This is a genomic window from Flavobacterium sp. RSSA_27, from assembly GCF_051547125.1.
Taxonomy (GTDB): Bacteria; Bacteroidota; Bacteroidia; order Flavobacteriales; family Flavobacteriaceae; genus Flavobacterium.
In genome coordinates, this window is sequence record NZ_JBPTTN010000006.1 from 1 (window position 1) to 23,180 (window position 23,180).

19 protein-coding genes, 1 tRNA gene and 1 pseudogene are annotated in these 23,180 nt (G+C 36.4%); 13 read left to right on the forward strand and 8 right to left on the reverse strand.

Annotation, left to right across the window (positions count from 1 at the left end; all coding sequences use genetic code 11):
- The 3 genes and pseudogenes from ACSVH5_RS09320 to ACSVH5_RS09330 form a co-directional block, all read left to right on the forward strand.
- A pseudogene (locus ACSVH5_RS09320) lies at positions 1–724 on the forward strand (hypothetical protein); the annotation flags it as partial.
- A gap of 12 nt (positions 725–736) precedes the next feature.
- The gene (locus ACSVH5_RS09325) at positions 737–1,351 is read left to right on the forward strand and encodes a hypothetical protein (RefSeq protein WP_438061170.1); all 615 of its coding nucleotides are present in this window, start codon (positions 737–739) and stop codon (positions 1,349–1,351) included.
- 167 nt (positions 1,352–1,518) lie between these two features.
- Positions 1,519–4,017, forward strand: coding sequence for a DUF5686 family protein (locus tag ACSVH5_RS09330; protein ID WP_438061171.1), 2,499 nt, complete (start codon positions 1,519–1,521; stop codon positions 4,015–4,017).
- Positions 4,018–4,229: 212 nt separating this feature from the next.
- On the opposite strand, the gene ACSVH5_RS09335 is transcribed toward ACSVH5_RS09330, so the two are convergent.
- Positions 4,230–6,497, reverse strand: a complete 2,268-nt coding sequence (locus ACSVH5_RS09335) for a cation:proton antiporter domain-containing protein (RefSeq protein WP_438061172.1) — start codon at positions 6,495–6,497, stop codon at positions 4,230–4,232.
- A 197-nt stretch (positions 6,498–6,694) separates the two neighbouring features.
- Here ACSVH5_RS09335 and ACSVH5_RS09340 point away from each other — a divergent pair, with 197 nt between their 5' ends.
- From ACSVH5_RS09340 to rpoN, 4 genes are all read left to right on the forward strand, one after another.
- Entirely contained in the window at positions 6,695–9,115 is a 2,421-nt protein-coding gene (locus tag ACSVH5_RS09340) for an efflux RND transporter permease subunit (RefSeq protein WP_438061173.1), read from the forward strand.
- Between the two features lie 102 nt (positions 9,116–9,217).
- Positions 9,218–9,700, forward strand: coding sequence for a SixA phosphatase family protein (locus tag ACSVH5_RS09345; protein ID WP_438061174.1), 483 nt, complete (start codon positions 9,218–9,220; stop codon positions 9,698–9,700).
- A gap of 485 nt (positions 9,701–10,185) precedes the next feature.
- Positions 10,186–11,631: an asparagine--tRNA ligase gene (gene asnS, locus ACSVH5_RS09350; RefSeq protein ID WP_438061175.1), complete on the forward strand. Its 1,446-nt coding sequence runs from the start codon at positions 10,186–10,188 to the stop codon at positions 11,629–11,631.
- Positions 11,632–11,716: 85 nt separating this feature from the next.
- Positions 11,717–13,180, forward strand: coding sequence for an RNA polymerase factor sigma-54 (gene rpoN, locus ACSVH5_RS09355; RefSeq protein WP_438061176.1), 1,464 nt, complete (start codon positions 11,717–11,719; stop codon positions 13,178–13,180).
- A 43-nt stretch (positions 13,181–13,223) separates the two neighbouring features.
- Here the strand turns inward: rpoN and ACSVH5_RS09360 are convergent, their stop codons facing one another.
- The gene (locus ACSVH5_RS09360) at positions 13,224–13,817 is read right to left on the reverse strand and encodes a thymidine kinase (protein ID WP_438061177.1); all 594 of its coding nucleotides are present in this window, start codon (positions 13,815–13,817) and stop codon (positions 13,224–13,226) included.
- A gap of 101 nt (positions 13,818–13,918) precedes the next feature.
- Here ACSVH5_RS09360 and ACSVH5_RS09365 point away from each other — a divergent pair, with 101 nt between their 5' ends.
- The 5 genes from ACSVH5_RS09365 (at position 13,919) to ACSVH5_RS09385 (ending at position 19,181) form a co-directional block, all read left to right on the forward strand.
- The gene (locus ACSVH5_RS09365; RefSeq protein WP_438061178.1) at positions 13,919–14,821 is read left to right on the forward strand and encodes a hypothetical protein; all 903 of its coding nucleotides are present in this window, start codon (positions 13,919–13,921) and stop codon (positions 14,819–14,821) included.
- A gap of 87 nt (positions 14,822–14,908) precedes the next feature.
- Positions 14,909–15,622 carry a 16S rRNA (cytidine(1402)-2'-O)-methyltransferase gene (gene rsmI / locus ACSVH5_RS09370; protein WP_438061179.1) on the forward strand — a complete coding sequence of 238 codons (714 nt, stop codon included), beginning with the start codon at positions 14,909–14,911 and terminating at the stop codon, positions 15,620–15,622.
- A 10-nt stretch (positions 15,623–15,632) separates the two neighbouring features.
- Positions 15,633–15,983, forward strand: coding sequence for a HopJ type III effector protein (locus ACSVH5_RS09375; RefSeq protein ID WP_438061180.1), 351 nt, complete (start codon positions 15,633–15,635; stop codon positions 15,981–15,983).
- 234 nt (positions 15,984–16,217) lie between these two features.
- On the forward strand, positions 16,218–17,909 hold the full coding sequence (recJ, locus tag ACSVH5_RS09380) for a single-stranded-DNA-specific exonuclease RecJ (RefSeq protein ID WP_438061181.1): 1,692 nt from the start codon (positions 16,218–16,220) through the stop codon (positions 17,907–17,909).
- A gap of 3 nt (positions 17,910–17,912) precedes the next feature.
- Entirely contained in the window at positions 17,913–19,181 is a 1,269-nt protein-coding gene (locus ACSVH5_RS09385; protein WP_438061182.1) for an MFS transporter, read from the forward strand.
- Positions 19,182–19,203: 22 nt separating this feature from the next.
- Here the strand turns inward: ACSVH5_RS09385 and ACSVH5_RS09390 are convergent, their stop codons facing one another.
- The 5 genes from ACSVH5_RS09390 to ACSVH5_RS09410 are packed head-to-tail and all read right to left on the reverse strand — an operon-like array spanning position 19,204 to position 22,144.
- The gene (locus tag ACSVH5_RS09390; protein WP_438061183.1) at positions 19,204–19,980 is read right to left on the reverse strand and encodes a GNAT family N-acetyltransferase; all 777 of its coding nucleotides are present in this window, start codon (positions 19,978–19,980) and stop codon (positions 19,204–19,206) included.
- Positions 19,898–20,650 carry a UDP-2,3-diacylglucosamine diphosphatase gene (locus tag ACSVH5_RS09395; RefSeq protein WP_438061184.1) on the reverse strand — a complete coding sequence of 251 codons (753 nt, stop codon included), beginning with the start codon at positions 20,648–20,650 and terminating at the stop codon, positions 19,898–19,900. Before ACSVH5_RS09395 ends, ACSVH5_RS09390 begins: the two co-directional genes overlap by 83 nt.
- 60 nt (positions 20,651–20,710) lie before the next feature.
- Positions 20,711–21,163: a 6-pyruvoyl trahydropterin synthase family protein gene (locus tag ACSVH5_RS09400; RefSeq protein WP_438061185.1), complete on the reverse strand. Its 453-nt coding sequence runs from the start codon at positions 21,161–21,163 to the stop codon at positions 20,711–20,713.
- Positions 21,164–21,197: 34 nt separating this feature from the next.
- A complete protein-coding gene (locus tag ACSVH5_RS09405) occupies positions 21,198–21,371 on the reverse strand; it encodes a hypothetical protein (RefSeq protein WP_438061186.1) in 174 nt (57 codons plus the stop codon).
- A gap of 5 nt (positions 21,372–21,376) precedes the next feature.
- A complete protein-coding gene (locus ACSVH5_RS09410) occupies positions 21,377–22,144 on the reverse strand; it encodes an enoyl-CoA hydratase/isomerase family protein (RefSeq protein WP_438061187.1) in 768 nt (255 codons plus the stop codon).
- A 128-nt stretch (positions 22,145–22,272) separates the two neighbouring features.
- On the opposite strand from ACSVH5_RS09410, the gene ACSVH5_RS09415 reads away from it, so the two are divergent.
- Positions 22,273–22,346, forward strand: a tRNA-Ala gene (locus ACSVH5_RS09415).
- An 85-nt stretch (positions 22,347–22,431) separates the two neighbouring features.
- Here the strand turns inward: ACSVH5_RS09415 and ACSVH5_RS09420 are convergent.
- Positions 22,432–23,001, reverse strand: coding sequence for a DUF4468 domain-containing protein (locus ACSVH5_RS09420; protein WP_438061188.1), 570 nt, complete (start codon positions 22,999–23,001; stop codon positions 22,432–22,434).
- Between the last annotated feature and the right edge of the window lie 179 nt (positions 23,002–23,180).

Sequence of the window (23,180 nt, forward strand, 5' to 3'; positions counted from 1 at the left end):
TGATACTGGCTCTTGGGAAGCGGTACCAAATACAGCAGAAAACATTGCCAAAGCCATTGAAGAGCAAATCAATGACTCCCAGTTAGACCCTTGTCCAAAAGGAGTTATGGAAAGACTCAAAAATACGACAAACCCAACTATAGTAGATGTTTTGGCAAAACTAGGAGCGAATAGTATATACACTGTAAATATGGTGATGAAACCTGCAGGCACTTATGCTGAAACACAGAGGATTTCTAAGTACAATTATGAAATTAGGGTAGACCGTGATAGATATACAGATGGCACAAAGTTGTTTAAAGCTACAGCATTGATACACGAAACAATACACGCTTATTTTTTAAGTATTGTGGATGATTATAACTATACACCTTCAACTGCATTACCCTCTTTTCCAGAATTATTTGAAGCCTATGTTAAAAAAACACACCCAACCAGTACCGACAAGCAGGACGCACAACATTTAGCAATGGCCAATAAATATGTAGATGCAATGGCATCGGCATTACAAGAATATGATGCAAATTATACGATAGATTACCAAGTTTATAAAGATTTGGCTTGGGGAGGATTATCGAAAACACCAATCTTTGAGAAAACGTTTCCTTCAGGAAGTGCTGATAATATAAGAATTATAAATAGATATAAAGCTGAATCTTCTGGTCATGCTGTTGAACAAGGCACTCCAAATGTACAAACACCTGTGGGAAAACCATGTAATTAAAACTTTGAGAAGATGAGAAACTATATTTTTTACACGGTCATTCTTTTATTATCTATAACAAATTTTTCAAATGTTTTATTTGCACAATCAACAAATGAAAAATATAACGCACTCAACGACTATTTTGGAACAATTATAAAAGATACAACCCGAGCTTTTTTTGTTGCTAAAGAAAAAATCAACTCTAATGAAACATTAAATATATTTGGATTAAACGATATAATGATTATCGATTCTGCTGGAAATGGCAAAGGAGATGCTACATTATACAAAAAGAAAGACTTCGAAAAGATGAAGAACGAATATAAAGACAAATGCCTGCCAGGTAAGAGGATTTGGTGTAACGAGGATTTTTGGTCGAAAGATAACTTTAGATATAAAAAAGTTATTTTAGAAAGCATGAATACTAATAAAGAAATAGAAATTATTCTAGACAAATATAATAGAGCAGACATTGAAGTTTATGGATTTTCTGAACCTATTTATTATCAAAACAAAAAATATTTAGTATTTACAGTCATTAAATCTCATTTAGCAGGTTATAGTTGGTTTATAATAATAATGAAAAAGATTAAAGGTAAATGGATTGTGACACATAAAGGAGAAAATCCTAATTTAATTAATTAAATAAATAATTTGTAACAAAAAAATTTCGCGAACGTTGTTGACCAATTCATAATGTAAAGAATATAACACAACAGAAGAAACCGTCTCCAAAAGTATCTTGGAGACGGTTTTTTTATGCTATTTTTGTCAATCTAATACAAAAATCGTTGGGTTCAAAATTCACGCTTATGAAGCAATTGAGTTGGTTGTTGCTACTTTTTACGTTCTCACTGCAGGCACAATTCCAATGGAATGGTTTGGTGAAAGACGCGAAGACCAATCAACCCTTGCCCTTTGCGAGCATTACGAGCAACTCGGGTGTACAAACCATCTCGGATGTAGATGGGAAATTCCAGCTTTTGAGTCCCAATCCTATTTCGGATTTTACGGTTTCTTATTTAGGTTACACACCCTTCCAACAAATCATTACGCCCCACAAAACGTTTTATGTGGTGGCCTTACAAGAAAAGTCCAATGATTTGAATGAAGTCTTGATTCCCAAAGAAAATGTGGCTTTACAAATTATTCGAAAAGCTATAGCGGCCAAATCAGTCAATAATCCGCAACAAAAAAACAATAGTTTTTCGTTTACATCCTATAACAAACTCCTAGTTACCGCCAATCCCGACTCGATTAACGGAAAAATTGATTCGGTTTTTGTAGACAAAACGTATGGTAGAGAACTGGTAAAAGTAGATTCTTCTAACTACAAGTTTAAAGAAATCATCAGCAAACAGCATTTGTTTCAAACGGAGAAAGTATCGCTTTTTCAGTACCAAAATACCCACTTAAAAGAAGTCATTTTAGGAACCAAAATGTCTGGATTCAAGCAACCGATTTATGAAATCATCGCGTTCAATTTGCAATCTTTCTCAATTTACGAACCCAAATATGAGTTGTTCGAAACCAAATACAATAGTCCCATAGCCGATGACGCGACAGCACATTACAACTACAAACTATTGGATTCGGTAGCCATTGACGGCAGGACTACCTTTATGATTTATTTCAAAAACAAGAAAAAGAAAAATGCCGCGGGGCTCGAAGGGGTTTTATATATAGACACGAATTCCTATGCGATTGCCAAAGCCATTATGCGCATAAAAGGCGTGTTAGACATCAGCGGAACTCACGATTTTGTATATTTACCTACCGAAAAAATTTGGTTCCCCTCGGCCAAGACGTTCAAAATTGTAAAAGGAAAAAGCGACGATGACATTAAGATTCTTGGCGGAACCATACAGTTTGATGGAGACTTTGAACAAGGATTTAAACCACGAAAAAAAGAAGCTACCGATATTAGTTATTTAATTTCTAAAAGCTACAATTTTGATATAGCCTACAACAAAGCTATCAAAATCAAACAGCCAACGATAGCCATCGAAATTCAAGATGAGGCGATAGCTCAAGAGGAACAATTTTGGATAAAAAACCGTAAAGAACCTCTAGATTTACGCAGTCAAAAAACCTACATGGCAGCAGATAGTATCTCTATTAAAAACGGCATTGAAAGCAAATTACTTTTTGGCCGAAAAATCATCAATGGATATGTACCCTTTAGTGTGATAGATTTTGATTTAAGGAAGTTTGTGAGTTTCAACAACTACGAAGGTTTTCGTTTAGGAATGGGTGGCATAACTAATGACATTTTTTTAAAAAATTGGAAAATTGAAGGCTATACGGCCTATGGCACAAAAGATGGCACTTTCAAATATAGCTTGGGAATTGGTACCCGAATTAATAAATTTTCGAACACCTGGTGGGGCGTTTCATTTACCGATGATGTGCGGGAAATAGCCAGCACCACTTGGACTGTAGACCGTAGGGCTTTTAAAATTTATGATCCAAGACCCATCAATATTAGTACTTTTTACCATTATCAAACGTTGAAAACGGGCGTTGAAACGAAGTTCATTCCAAAAACAGAAAGTATTTGGGAAATTTCAAACACTTTTGTAGAACCAAAATTTAATTATGTTTACAACTTAAATGGTAATTTATTTACCAAATACAATATCACTACCGCAATGGTTTCGCTGCGTTGGAATCCATTTAGCGATTACATGCAAACGCCAACGGGACGAATTGAAACCGAAAAAAGATACCCAAAATTGACCTTTCAGTTTACCAAGTCTTTACCCAAAATTGGCAATAATGATTTCGAATTTAGCAAAATAGACTTTAGAACGGAGTACCAAAAAAACTATTTGGATGGTCAAAAAACCAGTTTACTCTTTGAGGCGGGGTATGTAGTGGGCGATTTGCCCCTGACCCATTTGTACAATACTTCTCCCAATAACTTGAATAAAGAAACGATTATTCAGCGCATCACTTTTGCGGGAAAAAACAGTTTTGAAACCATGTTTTTTAATGAATTTTTCTCTAGTAAATTTGTTTATTTTCAACTCAAACACAGTCTTTCTAGGCTTCATTTATTGAAAAAAATAAAGCCAGTACCAGTTTTTGTTACAAGAATGGGTTGGGGCAATATGGAAAAACCGGAACAGCATATTGGAATTGAGTACAAAACCTTAAGGGACGGTTATTTTGAATCGGGAATTGAATTGAACCAAATAGTTAACGGATTGGGATTGAGTGGTTTTTATCGATATGGACCGAATCAATTGGCAAAATTCCAAGATAATATTGCGGTGAAAATTAGCTTTATTTTGAATTTGGGATTCTAACTCAGATTTCAAGAAAGTGGTACTTTGACAATTCTCACCTAACTAATATTTTGCTATTAGTTTTAATCGCAAAGTTCGCAAAGTGAAAAACGCAAGGTTCGCAAGTTTTGCATGAGGAATGGAAGCGGCATCCCGACAGCATAAAACAAAGAGAGCCACTCAATAGTACGTTGAATGGCTCTCTTTGTTTTATGGTGGCACGCGCTAAAAAACTAAGGCTTGATGATTAGCACAGAAGGCACACCGCTTAACCATATACTTCTAGAATCGACAAGTGATTTCCAACTTTCAAGGCTGATCATCATCAAATCTTGCTCTGCAAGGAATTCTTTTTTGATGATTTTTTCGCCATATAAGGTGATGTTGTTTGGGAATTTATGCTCCAATGAACTAATGGCGCTACCGATTACAAAATTCGATTTGATGTGTCCGTTGACATCCAAGACAAAGACTTTAGACTTATTATTATGAATGAGTTTTTGAGCGTAATCAATCAAGAAGGCGTCTTCGGAGCTGAAGATAGGGATAAAGATGGTGTTTACTTTTTGCAAATCTTTGTCGATTAAGATTCCCACAGGCATTTTGGCTTTGAGCAAAATTTGACGGGTTCTTTCGTCAAAAGGAGAATTGGCAAACAAGCCTTCTTTTCCGGTGAATTTATCCATTAACCGCTCTGGATTGATGATTCTAGTGGTAAAACCAATTACTTTTCCGAGTAATGTTCCTTCAAAAATTGATTTCCCGAGGCCAACTAATAAGAGGTCGTATTCGCCTTGATTAGCGATATCGGTGATTTCTGTTTCGATGTCGACCGTTGCTTTGAAGATGGTGGTTATTTCTTGTTTTAAGATTCTTGATTCCTCTTGAATCGGTAAAAATGCCGCTGTTTCTTTGTCTTCTAAAGCAAAAGGATGCATTTCATTACTAACGGATAAATGCATAGCCGTTACCGAAGCGTCTTTTTGTTTACGCACTAAACTATTGGCCAAACGCAGAAGGGACCTCCCTTTTTCGTTGTTACCAAAAGAAATCAAAACACGATATACTTTGGATTGTTCTAGTTCTTCTACCTCAACATCATCTTTGGTCTTGAAAATGAAATTGATTAAGTTAAGGGCTGGTCCTGTCATAAAAGTAGTGACCAATGCCATAATTACCATCATCGTAAACACCGCTGGCGTCAACACTCCCAACTCTAAACCAATGTTTAGCACGATTAATTCCATCAAGCCGCGCGTGTTCATCAATGCGCCAATGGTTAAGCTATCTCTCCAATTTTGCCCCACAAATTTGGCAGCCAAAGCACTACCAAAAAACTTACCTACTACAGCTACCAAGATGATAAAACCTGTTACCTCCCATAAATAAGGGTCGTTGATTAAACCGATTTCGGTTCGTAAACCTGTAAATACAAAGAACAAAGGCAAAAGTAAGATCACAGATACATCTTCTACTTTTTCTATAAAAACAATTCTGAATTTAGCCACATCTGGCATAATTACTCCGGTCATAAAAGCACCAAAAAGGGCGTGAATTCCGATTACTTCTGTAGCATAAGAAGCCATGATAAGCGTGACAAAAAAGATAGCTACAACGGGTTTGCTGATGGCTTCTTTGGTGGCATAGAGATCCCCAATCCTTTTAAGAAAAGGCTTAACCATTAATAGCATTGTTAACACAAAACCAACCGATAAAGAAATCACATACAAGGAACTTACAAAAGAACCTGCTTTTACAATGGCTATTACGGCAGCTAATAAACACCAAGCTGTAATATCATCGGCGGCGGCACAAGTGATTACTATGGCGCCTAATTTGGTTTTATGAATACCGCGTTCTTGAACAATACGTGCCAAAACAGGAAATGCTGTGATACTCATGGCAATTCCCATAAATAAACTAAACGAAAGGAATTTTACGCCATCTGGAGCAAATTGATCGTATACAAAATACGCCAAACCAATACCGAGAGCAAATGGAATTACAATACTTGCATGACTAATAACCACTGCATCGTTTGCCTTGTTTTTTAAAACTTTCAGATCCAATTCCATCCCAATAACAAACATGAATAGAATTAATCCGATTTGGCTTAAAAATTTTAAATTTCCGAGAGATGCTACAGGAAACAAAACTTCGGAAAACTCAGGAAAATAAGCTCCCAGTAACGAGGGACCTAATGCAATACCGGCAATGATTTCACCTATAACGGAAGGCTGGCCAATTTTTTTAAAAATCCAACCAAAGATTCTTGCCACTATAATAATGGTTATTATTTGGGCCAAAAGAATGGCTAAGGGTTCTTTAAAACTGTGTTGCATAGATGCAATAAAATCCACCCAAGCGTCTTTTGTCCCTATTGTTGTTTTCTTTACATCTGTGCCTTCCAATACTTTTCCGTTTTGAATGATCCAGAATATCATAGCGGTAAAACCACCAGTCACCGTTAAATAAAATAGGGTATTTTTATAATTCTTCATTTAATTTTTTTTGTAAATAATGAAAAGCTCAAGTAACAAAGATGAGAAAATCAAATATAACAATAATAACAGGAATAAGAATATTAACCAAAATTTAAAGAATTCATGTAAACTTTCAAAAAAATCACCCCAAATAAAGGATTTGCCGCTTTTTTAATTGCAGTTTCGCTACCTTTGCAGCCTTTTAAATCCAAAAAATGATTAAATGGTTTAGTTTGGGATTTTGGGAGCTTATTGCCCGTATTGTCCTTAGAAATAGAATTTTACTGATTTCCATTATTGCAGCAATTACCGTATTCTTGTCGCTTCAATGGAAAAACATTCACTTTACGTTTACCGAAGCGAATATGTTGCCCGATGACAACATTGCCAATATAGAATACAATGCCTTTTTGGAAAAATTTGGAGAAGAAGGCAATTTGATTATCATTGGTGTTAAAGATTCCACTTTATTTACACCAAAAGCCTACGCCGCTTGGAGTAAATTGATGAATACCATCAAACAAAATCAGGAGGTAGACTTGGTGGTTTCGCTCAATGATTTGAAAAAACTACAAAAAAACGAAGCTTTAGAAAAATTCGAATTGGTTCCTTTTGTAGATGAATCGAAAACGGTGGATCCAAAATACCTGCAAACCATCAAAAAAGAATTGTTCAATGAGCTTCCTTTTTACGAAGGATTATTGTTCAACAAACGATCTGGTAGTGTTCGTTCAGCGATTTATATGGACAAAAAAATCGTGAATACTAAGGCTCGTAAAACCTTTGTTTTAGAAAAATTAATCCCAGCAATAACCACTTTTGAAAAGGAAACCCAAATTGATCTACGGGTTTCGGGTATGCCTTACATTCGAACCTTGAATGCCAAAACAATCACCGACGAAATTAGTATTTTTATTGGTGCTTCGTTATTGATTACTTCTTTATTGTTTTTCTTCTTCTTTAGAAGTTTTAAAGCCACATTAATTTCTATCGTAATTGTAGTGATTGGCGTAATGTGGTCGTTTGGTTTTTTGGGTTTATTCAATTATGAGATAACTATTTTAACGGCTTTAGTTCCTTCATTGATTATTGTTATTGGGATTCCGAATTGTATTTTTTTGACCAACAAATACCATCAAGAATACAAAGTACACCGCAACAAAGCCAAAGCCTTGCAAAGGGTCACTACCAAAATTGGAATGGCTACTCTGATGACCAACTTGACCACCGCAATTGGTTTCGCCACTTTTGTTGCTTCAAACAATAACTTACTAATTGAATTTGGCGTAGTGACTTCAATCAATATCATGGCGCTTTTTTTCTTGAGTTTGATCTTGATTCCTATTTTTCACAGTTATTTGTATCCTCCAAAAGATAGACATCTTGAGCATCTAGACAGAGGCTCTGTTAAAAAGTTCATGGATTGGATTTTAAAAACAATCAAAACCAATCGTTTCTCCATTTATGTGGCATCCATTGCCTTATTAATTTTTAGCATCATAGGCATTTATGAAATGCGCATTTCGGGGAGCCTCATTGAAGACATGCCGAAAAAAGAAGCTTTCTTTCAGGATATCATTTTCTTTGAAAAAGAATTTGATGGAGTCATGCCACTCGAAATCATGATTGATACCAAACGTAAAAAGGGAGTCATGAAATTATCGACACTCAAACGAATGGATGAATTGGAGCAAGCAATTGAAGAAATTCCTGGATTATCCAAACCAATATCGATTGTCAATTTAGTAAAATACTCCAAACAAGCTTATTATAATGGCAACCCTGATTATTATGAATTACCAACTTCACAAGAGCAGGCTTTTATTCTTACGTATGCCAAGCATGCCGCTGGAAATGGTAAAGAAAATGTAATGAAGAGCTATGTAGATCCCACAGGTCAATACGCGAGAATAACCACTTTTATGCGTGATGAAAACGGCGCCCAAATTGCTGAAATTGAAAAAAGAATCAAAGAAAAAACCACAAAACTGTTTCCAAAGGAACGTTTCAATGTAACCGTAACAGGAAAAGCGTTGGTTTTCCAAAAAGGAACAGGCTATTTGCTTAGTAATCTTCTAAGTTCTTTGTTATTTGCACTGTTCCTAACCGCAGTTTTAATTGCATTTATGTTCCGTTCATTCAAAATGGTGATTGTAGCTATAATTCCAAACTTATTGCCTTTATTCTTAACGGCAGGTTTAATGGGCTTTTTGGATATCCCATTAAAACCTTCAACTATCTTGGTTTTCGGAATTGCCTTTGGATTATCGGTTGATGATACCTTACGATTTTTATCCCAATACCGAGAAGAATTGAAGAAGAACAATTGGAAAATCAAAAAATCTGTGTATGCTACGTTTAACGAATCGGGATTGAGCATGTTTTATACGTCGATTGTGTTGTTTTTTGGATTTTCGGTATTTATGTTATCCAGTTTTGGGGGCACGATTGCTTTGGGTGGCTTGATTTCGTTGACTTTATTATTTGGAATGTTATCCAATTTGATGCTGCTTCCGGCTTTGGTGCTGACCTTAAATAAAACTTTGGCCAATAAGCAAGAATTAATGGAGCCTCTGATTGATATTTCGGAACATTCTGACGAAGAAATTGATATTTTAACCAGCAACAAAAAATAAGTTTTTCTATGAAATCGCCATTAACAAAGAGTTTGCTGCAAGCAAACACCAATAAATAAAAAGCGATTCCATATTTGACCACTAAAAATAAATTTTACATATATGAAAAAATGGCTTTTTCTTATAGTAATCCTTGGCTTCTTTCAGAGTAGTATTGGCCAAACCACCTCTATATATTTGATTCGCCACGCCGAAAAAGTTGACAATTCGAAAAATCCTGACTTATCAAAAGTAGGTTTGGAACGCGCCGAACATTGGAAAACGATTCTAGCACAAGTTCCTCTAAAGGCTGTGTACAGTACTGATTTTTTGAGAACGGTTCAAACTGCTACTCCAACTGCTATAAGCAAAAATTTGGAAATCATAAAATATGACCCAAAAACTCTCGACCTTGAACAACTCAAAAAGGAACACAAGGGTCAAGCTATTTTGATTGTAGGTCATAGCAATACGACGCCTGATTTGGTCAACAAAATCATCAATCAAAAGGTGTATGCGCCAATTGATGATACAGTTTTTGGAAATTTATACATCATTACGATTAGCGGGAATGAGCTAAGTCATCAATTATTGCAAGGGTTGTAAACCAAGAAACGACTGGTTTCCCTACTGCCCTAGCCCCGATTGAAGTGGAAATCCTTGTGAAAATAAAGACTAATTTTTCTTGATGAAAAAGAGCGACCAGCGGAACAAGGCATTCGCATTTAAAAAAAAGTTAGCCACCAATTGCACCAATCAACACTAATTGTTATCGAAAATAAAATTGAATCTAACGAATTTCTGCAATTGTAATAATGCTATCTAACACTTTTTTAATCTTTGAAAATCAGCGAATCAGCGGTAAAAAAAAGTTAGCCAAACTGCCGTCAAAGTTTTTCCACTTTCTTGAAATTCGTGGAATAAAAAAAAGTTACAAATTAGTGTTTATTGGTGTAATTTGTGGCGGTAATTTTAAAAGCGAATGTCCTGAAATAGCTCCTAAAAAATAAACACAAAACAAGTATATTTGCAATACGTTTAAAACACCAATTTTTGTTTTGAATGGGTATTAAATTAAATCTAAAATTAAGATGAAACACACAAAAATTAAAGACTTATTAAACAGTACAACGATACTTCAGGAAGTTAATGCAAAAGGATGGGTGAGAACGTTTAGAAATAATCAGTTTATTGCGCTGAATGACGGTTCTACTATTAATACGATTCAGTGTGTGGTTGATTTTGAAAATACACCCGATGAGACATTAAAACGCATTACGACTGGCGCTGCCGTTTCGGTTATTGGCTCGTTGGTAGAAAGCCAGGGTGCAGGTCAAAAATATGAAATTCAAGTAAGACAATTGGAAATTTTGGGCGACTCAGATGCGGAGAAATTCCCAATGCAACCTAAGAAACACTCCTTGGAATTCTTGCGTGAGAATGCGCATTTGAGAGTAAGAACGAATGCTTTTGGCGCAATTATGCGCGTGCGTTCGGTTTTGGCTCACGCCGTACATACGTATTTTCAGGAAAAAGGGTTTGTGTATGTGAATACGCCAATCATTACTGGTTCGGATGCAGAAGGTGCGGGTGAAATGTTTAAAGTGACCGCTTTGCCTTTTGACAACACGCCAAGAACGGAGGAAGGAAAAGTAGATTACAAAAAAGATTTCTTTGGTAAAGAGACCAACTTGACGGTTTCTGGACAATTAGAAGGTGAAACGTTCGCCATGGCGTTGGGTCAGATTTATACTTTTGGTCCTACATTTAGAGCTGAAAACTCGAATACATCTCGTCACTTAGCAGAATTTTGGATGATTGAGCCAGAGGTGGCTTTCAATGATTTGGATGACAATATGGATTTGGCTGAGGATTTCATTCAATTTGTGATTAAATATGTAATGGATAAATGTCCAGAGGATTTGAAATTCCTTGAAGGACGTTTGTTGGAAGAAGAAAAATCAAAACCGCAAGCCGAAAGAAGCGAAATGACATTGTTAGAAAAATTGAACTTTGTGTTGGAAAACAATTTCAAACGCGTTTCGTATACTGAGGCTATCGATATTTTGAAAAATTCAACTCCTAACAAAAAGAAAAAATTCCAATATATCATCAACGAATGGGGCGCTGATTTACAATCAGAACACGAGCGTTACTTGGTGGAAAAGCACTTTAAATGTCCAGTGATTTTGTTTGATTATCCAGCCAACATCAAAGCATTTTATATGCGTTTGAATGATAACACAGAACCTGGAAAAGAAACGGTTCGAGCCATGGATATTCTTTTCCCAGGCATTGGAGAAATTGTAGGAGGTTCACAAAGAGAAGAACGCTACGATGTTTTGGTAGAAAAAATGAAAAAATTAGGAATAGATGAAGAAGAATTATGGTGGTACCTAGACACCAGACGTTTTGGTTCGGCAGTACACTCTGGTTTTGGTCTTGGATTCGAAAGATTGGTATTGTTTGTAACTGGAATGACCAATATTCGTGACGTAATTCCTTTCCCAAGAACACCAATGAATGCAGAATTTTAAAAAAAAGTTTAATCGGTTAATCGTTCTACGGTTAACCGATTTTAATAAATAACCGATTAACCAAATAAACGATTAAACTGTATCAATGCTAAAGCAATTTTTAAATTTAAAATTATCTCAGAAATTATCTCCACAGCAAATTCAGTTGATGAAGTTAATTCAATTGCCTACGCAAGCATTTGAACAACGTTTGTTAGAAGAAATGAACGAAAATCCGGCTCTAGAAGCAGGCAAAGAAGACGACTACGAGAAAGACGAATTTGAATCTGAAGACTACGACGATTATGATGATGCAGAAGCCGATAGAATAGAAGCTGATGATATCAATATCGATGACTATTTAGGTAGTGACGATATCCCAGATTACAAAACGCAAGTCAATAATTATAGCGATGACGATGAAGACCGCGATACTCCTTTTGCGGCACCCATTAGTTTTCATCAAGATTTAATCAACCAACTCAACACTTTTATTCTTAATGACGAAGATCGTGAAATAGCAGAATTCTTGGTAGGAAGTATTGATGATATGGGTTACATTCGAAGAAGTATTCCTGATATTGTAGATGATTTAGCTTTTACACAAGGAATCTATACCGATGAAAAAAATGTAGAACGCTTGCTTCACGTTATTCACGAATTGGAACCCACAGGAGTTGGCGCTAGAGATTTACAAGAATGCTTGCTTTTGCAACTCAAACATAAAACACCAACTGAATTCGTTGAATTAGCCATTGATATTATCGAAAATCAATTTGATGCTTTTACCAAAAAGCATTATGAAAAATTGATGCAAAAATACAGTGTCTCTAACGAACAATTAAAAAAAGCGATATACGAAATTGAGCGATTGAACCCAAAACCAGGAGGTTCTTTTGCAGGCAATAGTAAAGTTACCGAAAATATCGTTCCTGATTTTGCCATCAGAATTGTGGATGGTGAATTGGAATTAACATTGAATGGGCGAAATGCTCCGTCATTGCACGTTTCGAAAGACTATCAAGAAATGATGCAGACGTATAAAGAATCAAAAGACAAATCGACGCAGCAAAAAGAAGCGGTTCAGTTTATCAAACAAAAATTAGATTCGGCCAAATGGTTTATTGATGCCATTCGTCAGCGTCAAGAAACCCTTTTTGTAACGATGAACGCCATCATGCATTACCAAGAAGAATTTTTCTTAGATGGCGATGAAACCAAGCTAAAACCAATGATTCTAAAAGACATTGCAGACTTAGTTGGTCTTGATATTTCGACCATTTCTAGGGTAGCCAATAGCAAATATGTAGAAACACCCTACGGCACCAAATTGATTAAAGAATTTTTCTCAGAAGCGATGATGAACGACCAAGGCGAAGAAGTTTCAACGTTAGAAATCAAAAAAATTCTAAAAAACACCATCGAAGAAGAAGACAAACACAAACCACTTCCCGATGACCAATTAGCCGAAATTTTAAAAGAAAAAGGCTATCCAATTGCTAGAAGAACCATAGCCAAATACCGTGAACAACTCGACATTCCGGTGGCAAGAATGAGAAAGAAAATGTAATAAAAAAATCCCAACGAGTTGTTGGGATTTTTATAGTGCTATATTATTTTTTGTCTTTTTCCTCGTGCATCGCATGATAAAAAGCGGCCCGACTCAAAGGCTCATATTCTTCGGTTTCTCCAAGCATTACAAGTTTATCATTGTCTGTTTTTCGGAAACTGTAATTCGCTAAATTCCCTGTTCGAGTGCACACTGCGTGTACTTTGGTCACATACTCCGCAGTAGCCATTAAAGCAGGCATCGGACCAAAAGGATTCCCTTTAAAATCCATATCCAACCCAGCCACAATTACGCGAATTCCTTGATTGGCTAAATCATTACAGACCGTGACAATTTCATCATCAAAAAATTGCGCTTCGTCAATGCCAATAACGTCACATCCTTGCGCCAAAAGTGCAATATTAGCTGCTGCAGGAACGGGTGTAGAACGGATTTCATTCTCATCGTGCGACACCACCATTTCCTCGTGATAACGGGTATCGATAGAAGGTTTGAAAATTTCAATTCGTTGTTTGGCAAACTGAGCTCGCTTGAGCCTGCGAATGAGTTCTTCTGTTTTACCCGAAAACATGGAGCCACATATGACTTCTATCCAACCAAATTGTTCTTTATGATTTACTGTATTTTCGAGAAACATTTTGTATTTTTCTACCTTTAAAATGAATAGTTTTTATTACTTTGTAATGGCAACAAATTTATTAAAAAAGACACACCCTACTCACTATAATACCAAAAGTTATGAAAAAAAGATTGGAGGCTGATTTAGTTAGCATTGCGCACAGAATTCTACAACTTAAAAACAAATCGGATGTGAATGTGCTGTTCTTAGAAACCCAAAAACTATACGAAAAACTGGCGATTTTAAAGTTTGTCGAAGAAAACCTAGGGGATGTCAAACCAACCATAGGTCAGGCAGCAATAGAAGCAGAAATAGAGAAAGCCTTTGATTTACCTGAAAGCAACCACCCAACAATTGCAATACAAGAAATTACCAACCCTATCGATATAAACGAAAAGGAAAGTAGTGAAACTGCTGCTTCAATGGACCAATTTCTAGATAGTATCGCCCCTGAAGATAGTGTTTTGGAAGCACTGACAAGCGAAACAGAACCATTTGAAAAAGAAGAAACAACATCCACAGCCTTTGTTCCCGTTTTTGAAGAAACCACAACTGCTACAGAAAATTTCACTCCAACAGTTGAAGAAGTAAGCCCAATAAAAGATGCAGTACAAATTTCTTTTGAAGATTTATTAGGAAGCTATTATACTGAACCTCAATTTGTCAAAGCCGATACTATTCAAACTAGCAACCAAAACCCAATAGCTCCAAACCTTGCTATGGATTTTGATAAAGCCGAGACCCTTACTGAAGAAAAAGAAGACAAAGCAAAATCCTTGAACGATAAATTAAGTAAAGTAATTGCCATTGACTTAAATGACCGCATAGGCTTTGTAAAACATCTTTTTGGCAATAGTAATGAAGACTATAATCGTGTGTTGAGTCAGTTGAATAGTTTTAATAATTTTTTTGAAGCCAAGACATTTATAGATGAAATGATTAAACCTGAATACAACAATTGGGAGGGAAAAGACGACTACATGCATCGATTCATGGAAATTGTTGAGAAGAAATTCTTGTAAACATCCCTTTCGCTATAAAAATCTATACCTTATCCTCAAACACGAACTTCGTTTTATAACGGATTTCGTGTTTTAACTTTTAAAAATATGTCAAAACTATATATCGTACCCACTCCAATTGGTAACCTCGAAGACATGACGTTTCGAGCGATTCGTATTCTTAAAGAAGCCGATTTGATTTTGGCCGAGGATACCCGAACCAGTGGCAAATTGCTCAAGTATTTTGAGATTAGCACCCACATGCACAGCCATCATATGCATAATGAACACAAAACCATCGAAAACATAATTAGTCGATTGCAAGGAGGTGAAACCATCGCTTTGATTTCGGATGCTGGAACGCCAGCCATCTCAGACCCTGGTTTTTTGATCACTAGAGCTTGTATTGAAAATGGTATTGCGGTAGAATGTCTGCCAGGCGCAACTGCATTTGTCCCTGCTTTAGTCAATAGTGGTTTGCCCAATGACAAATTTGTATTTGAAGGTTTTTTGCCGGATAAAAAAGGAAGGCAAACCCGTTATTTGGCTTTGGCCGAAGAAACCAGAACGATGATTCTTTATGTTTCTCCTCACAAATTAGTAAAGACTTTAAGTGAATTTGTTACTTATTTTGGTGAAGACCGTCCTGTTTGTGTATCGAGAGAATTATCTAAAATGCATGAAGAAAACGTACGCGGAACGGTAAAAGAAGTACTAACTCACTTTGAAAAAACCGCACCTAGAGGCGAAATTGTAGTGGTGGTTGGAGGAAAACCCATAACGAAAGAAACCAAAAAAAGTAAATTTTCTGAAGAACAATAAAATCGAAAATATGAGCCTAACTGCCTTTTTAGAAAAAGTAAAAAACACCCCAAACGAGATTACCTTTCAAGAAACTATCGCTGTTATTGAAGCCAATTACGATTTTGAACCAACAGCCTTTGAGAACGGATTGCAACACAATATGGCTAACGAAAATAATGGCTCATGCAAAGTATTTGCCTTTGCGCAACTCCACAACTTAACCGCGGAAACAACACTGGCTTGTTTTGGAGCTTATTATACGGAAGATGTCTTAAAAAATCCAGATGGCACAGACCATCAAAATATCCGTAATTTTATGAAAACGGGTTGGGATGGCATTGCTTTTTATGGAGAGCCTTTGACATTGAAACAACAGTAATTGTTGTTTACAGCCAACAAAACTAATCCTAAATATAGTCTAAAGACCATTTTAAAATGCCAACAAAAAGGCAAATTGTAGCTCTTTAACCCCGACAGCAGCGGCATCCTTTGTTTTTTTTCTTTAAAAAACAAAGATATAGCGGATGGCGGGACCCGTGTTTCCTGAAAAGCCTTTTGCTTTGGTTCCTAAAAAATTATACGCCTAATTAAAAATTATAAAACCTAAAACAGCATGCGTTGGACACTCAAACCCAAACCCGAAGAAGAAAAAATAAATGAATTAGCCGATGCCTTACAAGTTTCAAAAACAATTGCTACTTTATTACTACAAAGAGGCATCACTTCATTTGAGGAAGCCCGACAATTTTTTCGTCCCTCATTAAACGATTTGCATGATCCGTATTTGATGAAAGATATGGACAAAGCGGTGGCAAGGCTTGAAAAAGCGATAGCAAACGAGGAAAATATTTTGGTTTTTGGGGATTATGATGTGGATGGAACTACGGCTGTTTCTTTGGTTTCGGGCTATTTGAAAAGTTTTTACCCCAATGTTGCCACGTATATTCCGGATCGGTATGACGAAGGCTATGGCGTGTCGTTTAAAGGAATTGATTTTGCCGATGACAATGGTTTTTCGCTAATTATAGCGCTAGATTGTGGGATAAAATCTATTGACCACTTGGCGTATGCCAAAGAAAAGAATATCGATTTTATTATTGGCGACCACCACCGTCCTGGAGAGCAATTACCTGATGCTGTAGCAATTTTAGACCCAAAACGAGAAGATTGTGACTATCCGTACGACGAATTGTGTGGTTGTGGCATTGGTTTTAAACTCATTCAAGCGTTGGCAGCTAACCGTAACCAAACCATAGATGATTTGATTCCGTATCTAGACTTGGTGGCTACCGCCATTGCTGCTGATATTGTTCCGATGACTGGAGAGAATAGGGTTTTGGCATATTTTGGACTGCAAGTAATTAATAGCAATCCGCGTCCTGGAATTAAGGCGATGACGCATCAACTCAAGAAAAAAACACTCGATATTACGGATGTGGTTTTTATTATTGCGCCGAGAATCAACGCTGCGGGTCGCATCAAACACGGGAATCATGCCGTAGAATTGTTGACCGAATTTGATTTTGAACAAGCCCAGCAATTTGCATTAGAAATTGAAGCCTATAATGCCGAACGCAAAGGCTTAGACCAACAAATTACAAAAGAAGCGTTGAACCAAATTGAAGAAAATGGCGAGCAAAACCGATTTACTTCGGTAGTTTTTCAAGAAAAATGGCACAAAGGTGTGATAGGTATTGTGGCTTCTCGATTGACAGAAATCTATTATCGTCCTACCTTGGTGTTTACCAAAAGTGGCGACAAATATGCCGCATCAGCACGTTCGGTAAGAGGATTTGATGTATACAATGCGCTTGAGGCTTGCGCCGAACATTTAGAACAATTTGGAGGACACATGTATGCTGCTGGTATGACTTTAAAGCCAGAAAATTATGCTGCTTTTAAGGAAGCCTTTGAGAAAGTAGTGCAAGAAACGATTAGCCCGGAATTGCTACAACCCGAACTTTCTATCGACGCAGTTGTCAGTTTTGAAGAAATTACGCCTAAATTTACCCGTATTTTGAAACAATTTGAACCTTGTGGCCCACAAAACATGACTCCAGTTTTTGTGTCTAAAAATATTTTTGATACTGGTTACGGGAAACCTATGGGGAAAGAAGAAGAACATTTGAAGTTATTTGTGCGTCAAAATAATTCGGAAGGAATTCCTGCCATTGGTTTTGGATTAGGAAACAAATACGAAATAGTGAAAAACAAACAACCCTTCGAAGCGGCGTATTGCATAGACGAAAACGAATGGAATGACAAAATAGAAGTACAATTGCGATTAAAAGACCTAAAAATGTAACTAATGAAAGTAAAAAACGATCCTTACGCAGCCTTACGCTTTAAAGAATTTAACATTTTCTTACTCATCCGTTTTGCCATGGTTTTTGCCTGGTCTATGCAATTTATCATTATTGAATGGGAAGTGTATCGGATCACAAAAAGTGCCTTGTCTTTGGGAATAATTGGCCTTATGGAAATCATTCCTGCTATCGGGATGGCACTATTTGCGGGGCATATCGTAGACCAAAAAGAAAAAAAAGCCATGTTGATCAAATGTATTATAGGATTTTTATTCATCAGTACTGGACTGTTTTTTTTGACTTATCCCGAATTTTCCTCTCATTTCACTAAAAACACCATCTTATACCTTATTTACTTCTTTGTGTTTGTTGGCGGAATTGTTCGCTCTTTTTTGGGGCCAACGATTTTTTCATTATTAGCTTTAATTGTTCCTAAAAAGGCCTATTCAAATGCCGCCACATGGAGCAGTTCGATTTGGCAGGTGGGCACTGTTATTGGACCTGCAGTTGCTGGTTTTGCTATCCATCTCATTGGAGTACATTGGTCTATGGCTATTGTAATTGCGTTTGCTATTATAGGTTTGATAGGCCTTAATTTTATTGACCAAAAACCTATTTTGAATCCAAAAATAGGGGAACCCGTTTTTGATAGTTTAAAAGAAGGCGTCAAATTTGTGTTTCATAACAAAACGATTCTTGGTGCTTTAACCTTAGATATGGCAGCGGTGTTATTTGGAGGCGCTGTAGCCTTATTACCGATTTTTGCTTTAGATATTTTAAAGGTAGGACCAGAAGGTTTTGGAATCTTAAGAGCCGCTCCTGCAGTAGGAGCCATACTCACTATGTTGTTTACAGCCTATGTACCCGTTACTAAAAATGCTGGAATGAAATTATTAGTCTCTATTTTCTTGTTTGGCATTTGTATTATTGTTTTTGGGCTCTCCACCGTTTTTTGGATTTCCTTGCTAGCATTATTCTTTAGTGGTGTGGTTGATGGTGTTTCGATGGTAATACGTTCTACCATTTTACAATTAAAAACACCCGACTCCATGAGAGGACGAGTAGCTTCGGTAAATTCTATTTTTGTAGGTTCGTCGAATGAATTGGGCGCCTTCGAAAGTGGGCTAACCGCTAAGTTAATGGGAACGGTTCCTGCTGTAGTTTTTGGAGGCTGCATGACCCTAATCATTGTTCTTGGGATGGGAACCTTTATGCCTTCTTTCCGAAAATTGGATTTAGAAAAAGACATTGACGCACATCAAAATTCCTAAAAAAACATCAAGATAAAGGTTATTATTTTTTGACCAAATGCCAAATACTCATTTCTTTTCGTGTGGTAAATCCTAAGGATTCGTATACCTGAATGGCTCGACTGTTATGATTTGCCACATGCAAAAAGGGTATTTTGTTTTGATCAAAAATCGCGTTTGAAGTATGTGTGACCAATTGTTTGGCATAGCCTTTTCCAGTATGATCTGGATGAGTAATGACGGCACTTACTTCGATAAAATCATTCATTTGCATGCGCTCACCCGTTACAGCAACTAATTGATCTTGCATATAAATCCCATAATAGCTTCCCATAGACGCGGTTTGTACCTTAAAATATTCTGGATACACCAATTGTACCAAACCCAATAAATCAGCTAATTTTTCAGGACCTAATTTGACAATCGTTTCAGTTATAGGATACTCAATTCTAGACGTTAAGATCATTTGTCGACAAAGTAATTCGCCTTTGTTTTCTATACTTGGAGGAACTTCAGGTAAAGCGCCAAAAATATAAAATGAAGGCGAAATTTGGGCATACTGTTCTAAAATAGAAGTTGCATTCTCAAAAGAAAAAAAGTCCCCAAAAGGACAATAATCTGGAAGATAAAAATGCCCGTTTTCAAAATGTAAACCATACTGACTATGCCATTCCTTGACAGAATTGCCAATAGGAAAATTTAGTTTTTCATAATCAATAGGTTTCATATCCCCTAATTTAGTTGAATTTTTGAATTTCAAAACGGTCTCCATCAAAAACGCCGTACGTAAAATAAGTAATCCAATCGCCCAGATTGACATAATCTGCGTTTTCACCAACGGTGTATTTCATGGGTAAATGGCGGTGTCCAAAAACCAAATAATTGTAATGCTTGGTGGCTAGTTTTCGTTTGGCATATTGAATCAACCATTCGTTGTCTTCCCCTAAAAAAGTAACATCTTCGGCTCCAGAGATCAATTTGTTTTTTACCGAAAGGTATTGCGCCAATCTTACCCCTAAATCAGGATGCAACCAACGAAACAACCATTTCGAGAACGGATTCGTAAACACTTTTTTCATGCGTTTGTAACCCAAATCTCCAGGGCCTTTTCCATCACCGTGTCCGATCAAAAAGGTTTTTCCATGAAAAGTAAATTCTTGATTGTCGTGAAAAACGGGAATATTCAGTTCTTTTTCAAAGTAATCGTTCATCCATAAATCATGATTCCCAACGAAGAAATAAATTGGAATACCACTATCGCGAATCTCTGCCAATTTCCCTAAAATACGGACAAACCCTTTGGGTATCACCGTTTTGTATTCGAACCAAAAATCGAATAAATCACCCAATAAAAAAATGGCTTCTGCATCTTTCTTTACTTCGTCTAGCCAAGCTACAAATTTTTGTTCTCTAGGAAAACTTAACTCAGGCGTAGGCGCACCAAAATGCTGATCGGAAGCGAAATATATTTTTTTGGAGATTGAAGTCATGCAATTTAATTTGGAATTTGGTCCAGAAACTTTGGGATGAAACTTGAAAGGTAGTTATTCCTATACATTATCGCTGGCAAACCATTCTGCGAAAGAGGATTCGGTTTCCTGTAATTTCAATGAAAATAGGCTAATCCCTTCTGGCAATCGGCTTTTGATTCTTGCAGCAAAATCAACAATCATGTTCTCGCTGGTAGGCTGATAATCGACTAAAATCACATGATGTCCTCGATCTTTTAATTCTTTGGCCAATTCAACATGAGGAGTCGTTTGGTTGAAAACGGTAGCATGGTCAAATTGATCTACTACTTCTTCTTTGACAATTTTTTTCAGATCGGTAAAATCAATCACCATTCCTAATTTTACGTTCGATCGATCGGTTATAGGAGCGCCAATAACAGTTACTGATAATTTGTAACTGTGTCCGTGTACATTTTTGCATTTCCCATCATAACCATACAACGCATGACCGGTTTCGAAACTGAATTTTTTGGTGATTCTGATATTACTCATCTGAATTGAATTTAAGGGGCAAATTTAAGGAATATTAACGGTTTTCGTCTCTTTTTTTTGCTCGGTAATACATCCAATACGCAAATCCAACCAAAACAACGAAGGGCAAATACGAGCCAATTACCACTCCTATTTCGTAACTCTTGTCAGGAGCTTGGGCTATTTTTTTGGCTACATCTACTTTTTGAAGTAAAGAAAAAGAACGCATTGTTATTATTTTTTAAATTGAAGTAAAGCGTTTTTGGTAAAATCAGAAAGTACCAATTGTCCAGAAATTGCAGCACGTTCTACCAACAAAGTTGCCCAATGATCAGTGCCTTCCCAAAATACTTTCTTGATTTCGAGTAAAGCTTGCGGATGGTAGCCGGCTAGTTGTGTGGCCATTTGGTGTACGGCTTCGTCTAATTCCGAAAGCGTTTCATAAGTAGCGGCATACAAACCTTGTTGTTGGGCCCACTCGGCCGATTTCCATTCATGAGCCGCCAAGGTCATTTGGGACATTGCCATTTTGCCTATTTTTCGACTCACCGCAGGTTCAATCACAAAAGGGCCAATTCCGATGGCGAGTTCTGATAATTTGATACTTGCCTGACGAGTAGCCAAAGTATAATCACAAGCCGCAGCAATGCCTACACCACCGCCAATGGCTTTTCCTTGAATGCGACCAATGATCACTTTTGGACAAGCTCGCATCGCATTGATAACATGGGCAAACCCTGAAAAAAATATCGTTCCTTCAGCTTCAGTGCGCACTGCCAAAAGCTCATCAAAAGAGGCGCCTGCACAAAAAACACCTGTACCTTCGCTCTGAAGCACCACGACCTGAACCGCATCATTTGTACTTACTTCCTGAATCGCTGCTGTGAGTTGCTGCAAAAGGGCTTTAGGAAAAGAATTGCTGGCGGGGTGACCAAAGGTAAGTGTGGCAATACCATTGGCAATCGTAGTAGCTAGTGTACCTGAGGCAATCATTTGTGACATACTTTTTATTTTAGCGTAAAGTTAAAATTATTTCCATAACCCGCTTCTTTTTTTAGGATGAAAGCATTTTTGTACGGTATAAATTTGTGTAGTCACTAATTAAAATACTATATTTGCGCCATAGTCATGGGGATGTAGCTCAGTTGGCTAGAGTGCTTGACTGGCAGTCAAGAGGTCGTGGGTTCGAGCCCCATCTTCTCCACAAAAAAGCCTTAAAAACGAATGTTTTTAAGGCTTTTTTATTTTGTTTGAAAGAAGTGGCGTTCCGTTTTGGATCACTTTTTAATTTACCAATCACTTTTTGTTTTGTTATTAGATTTAATGTAATCTAATAATAAGTTATTTAATTGATTGAAATAATCGCCAGATTTAGTTATTGTTTCGTATTGTTTTTTAATTGTACCATCTTTTTTGAATAAAATTTTTGACAAACTTTCTTCAGTTATATTTTTTGAAAAAATAGGAACTTCTTTCCATCCTCCACTTCTGTATTGTGCTGGAGATTCATACCGAGTAAGAGATATTATTTCAAATTTGTATTTACCGTCTTTAAATGAAATTTCAATTTCGTATTTTACTTTATAACAGTCAGTTGTGATGTTATTAGGTTTTAAAGAATCATAACAAATATAATCCGCTAAAGCATTAAATCTAATGTATTCATTCTCAATATTGCTCAAAATTACTTGGCTTGGATCTGAATAATTAATTTTTATCCAATTTAAAGTTTTTGCATATATCTCAGAAGCTGTTTTTCCTTCTACTGGCGTTACAATATAGTCATTTAAGCCTGTTTTATAATCAAAAACAAATTTTGATTCTTGTGCATTTGAAAATAATGTAAAACATATTAACATGATGAATGTAAAAAATGATTTTTTTCATATATAACAAATTGGTTTTCAATTTTTAAAGCTGCAAAATTAATTCATTTTTTACTGTAATGAATTAAAATTAAGTTAATACTTAAAAAACCATCTAAAAAAACTAAAAGTCCAATCCATCCCTAATCACAGCAGAATTCCTTTGCTTTTTT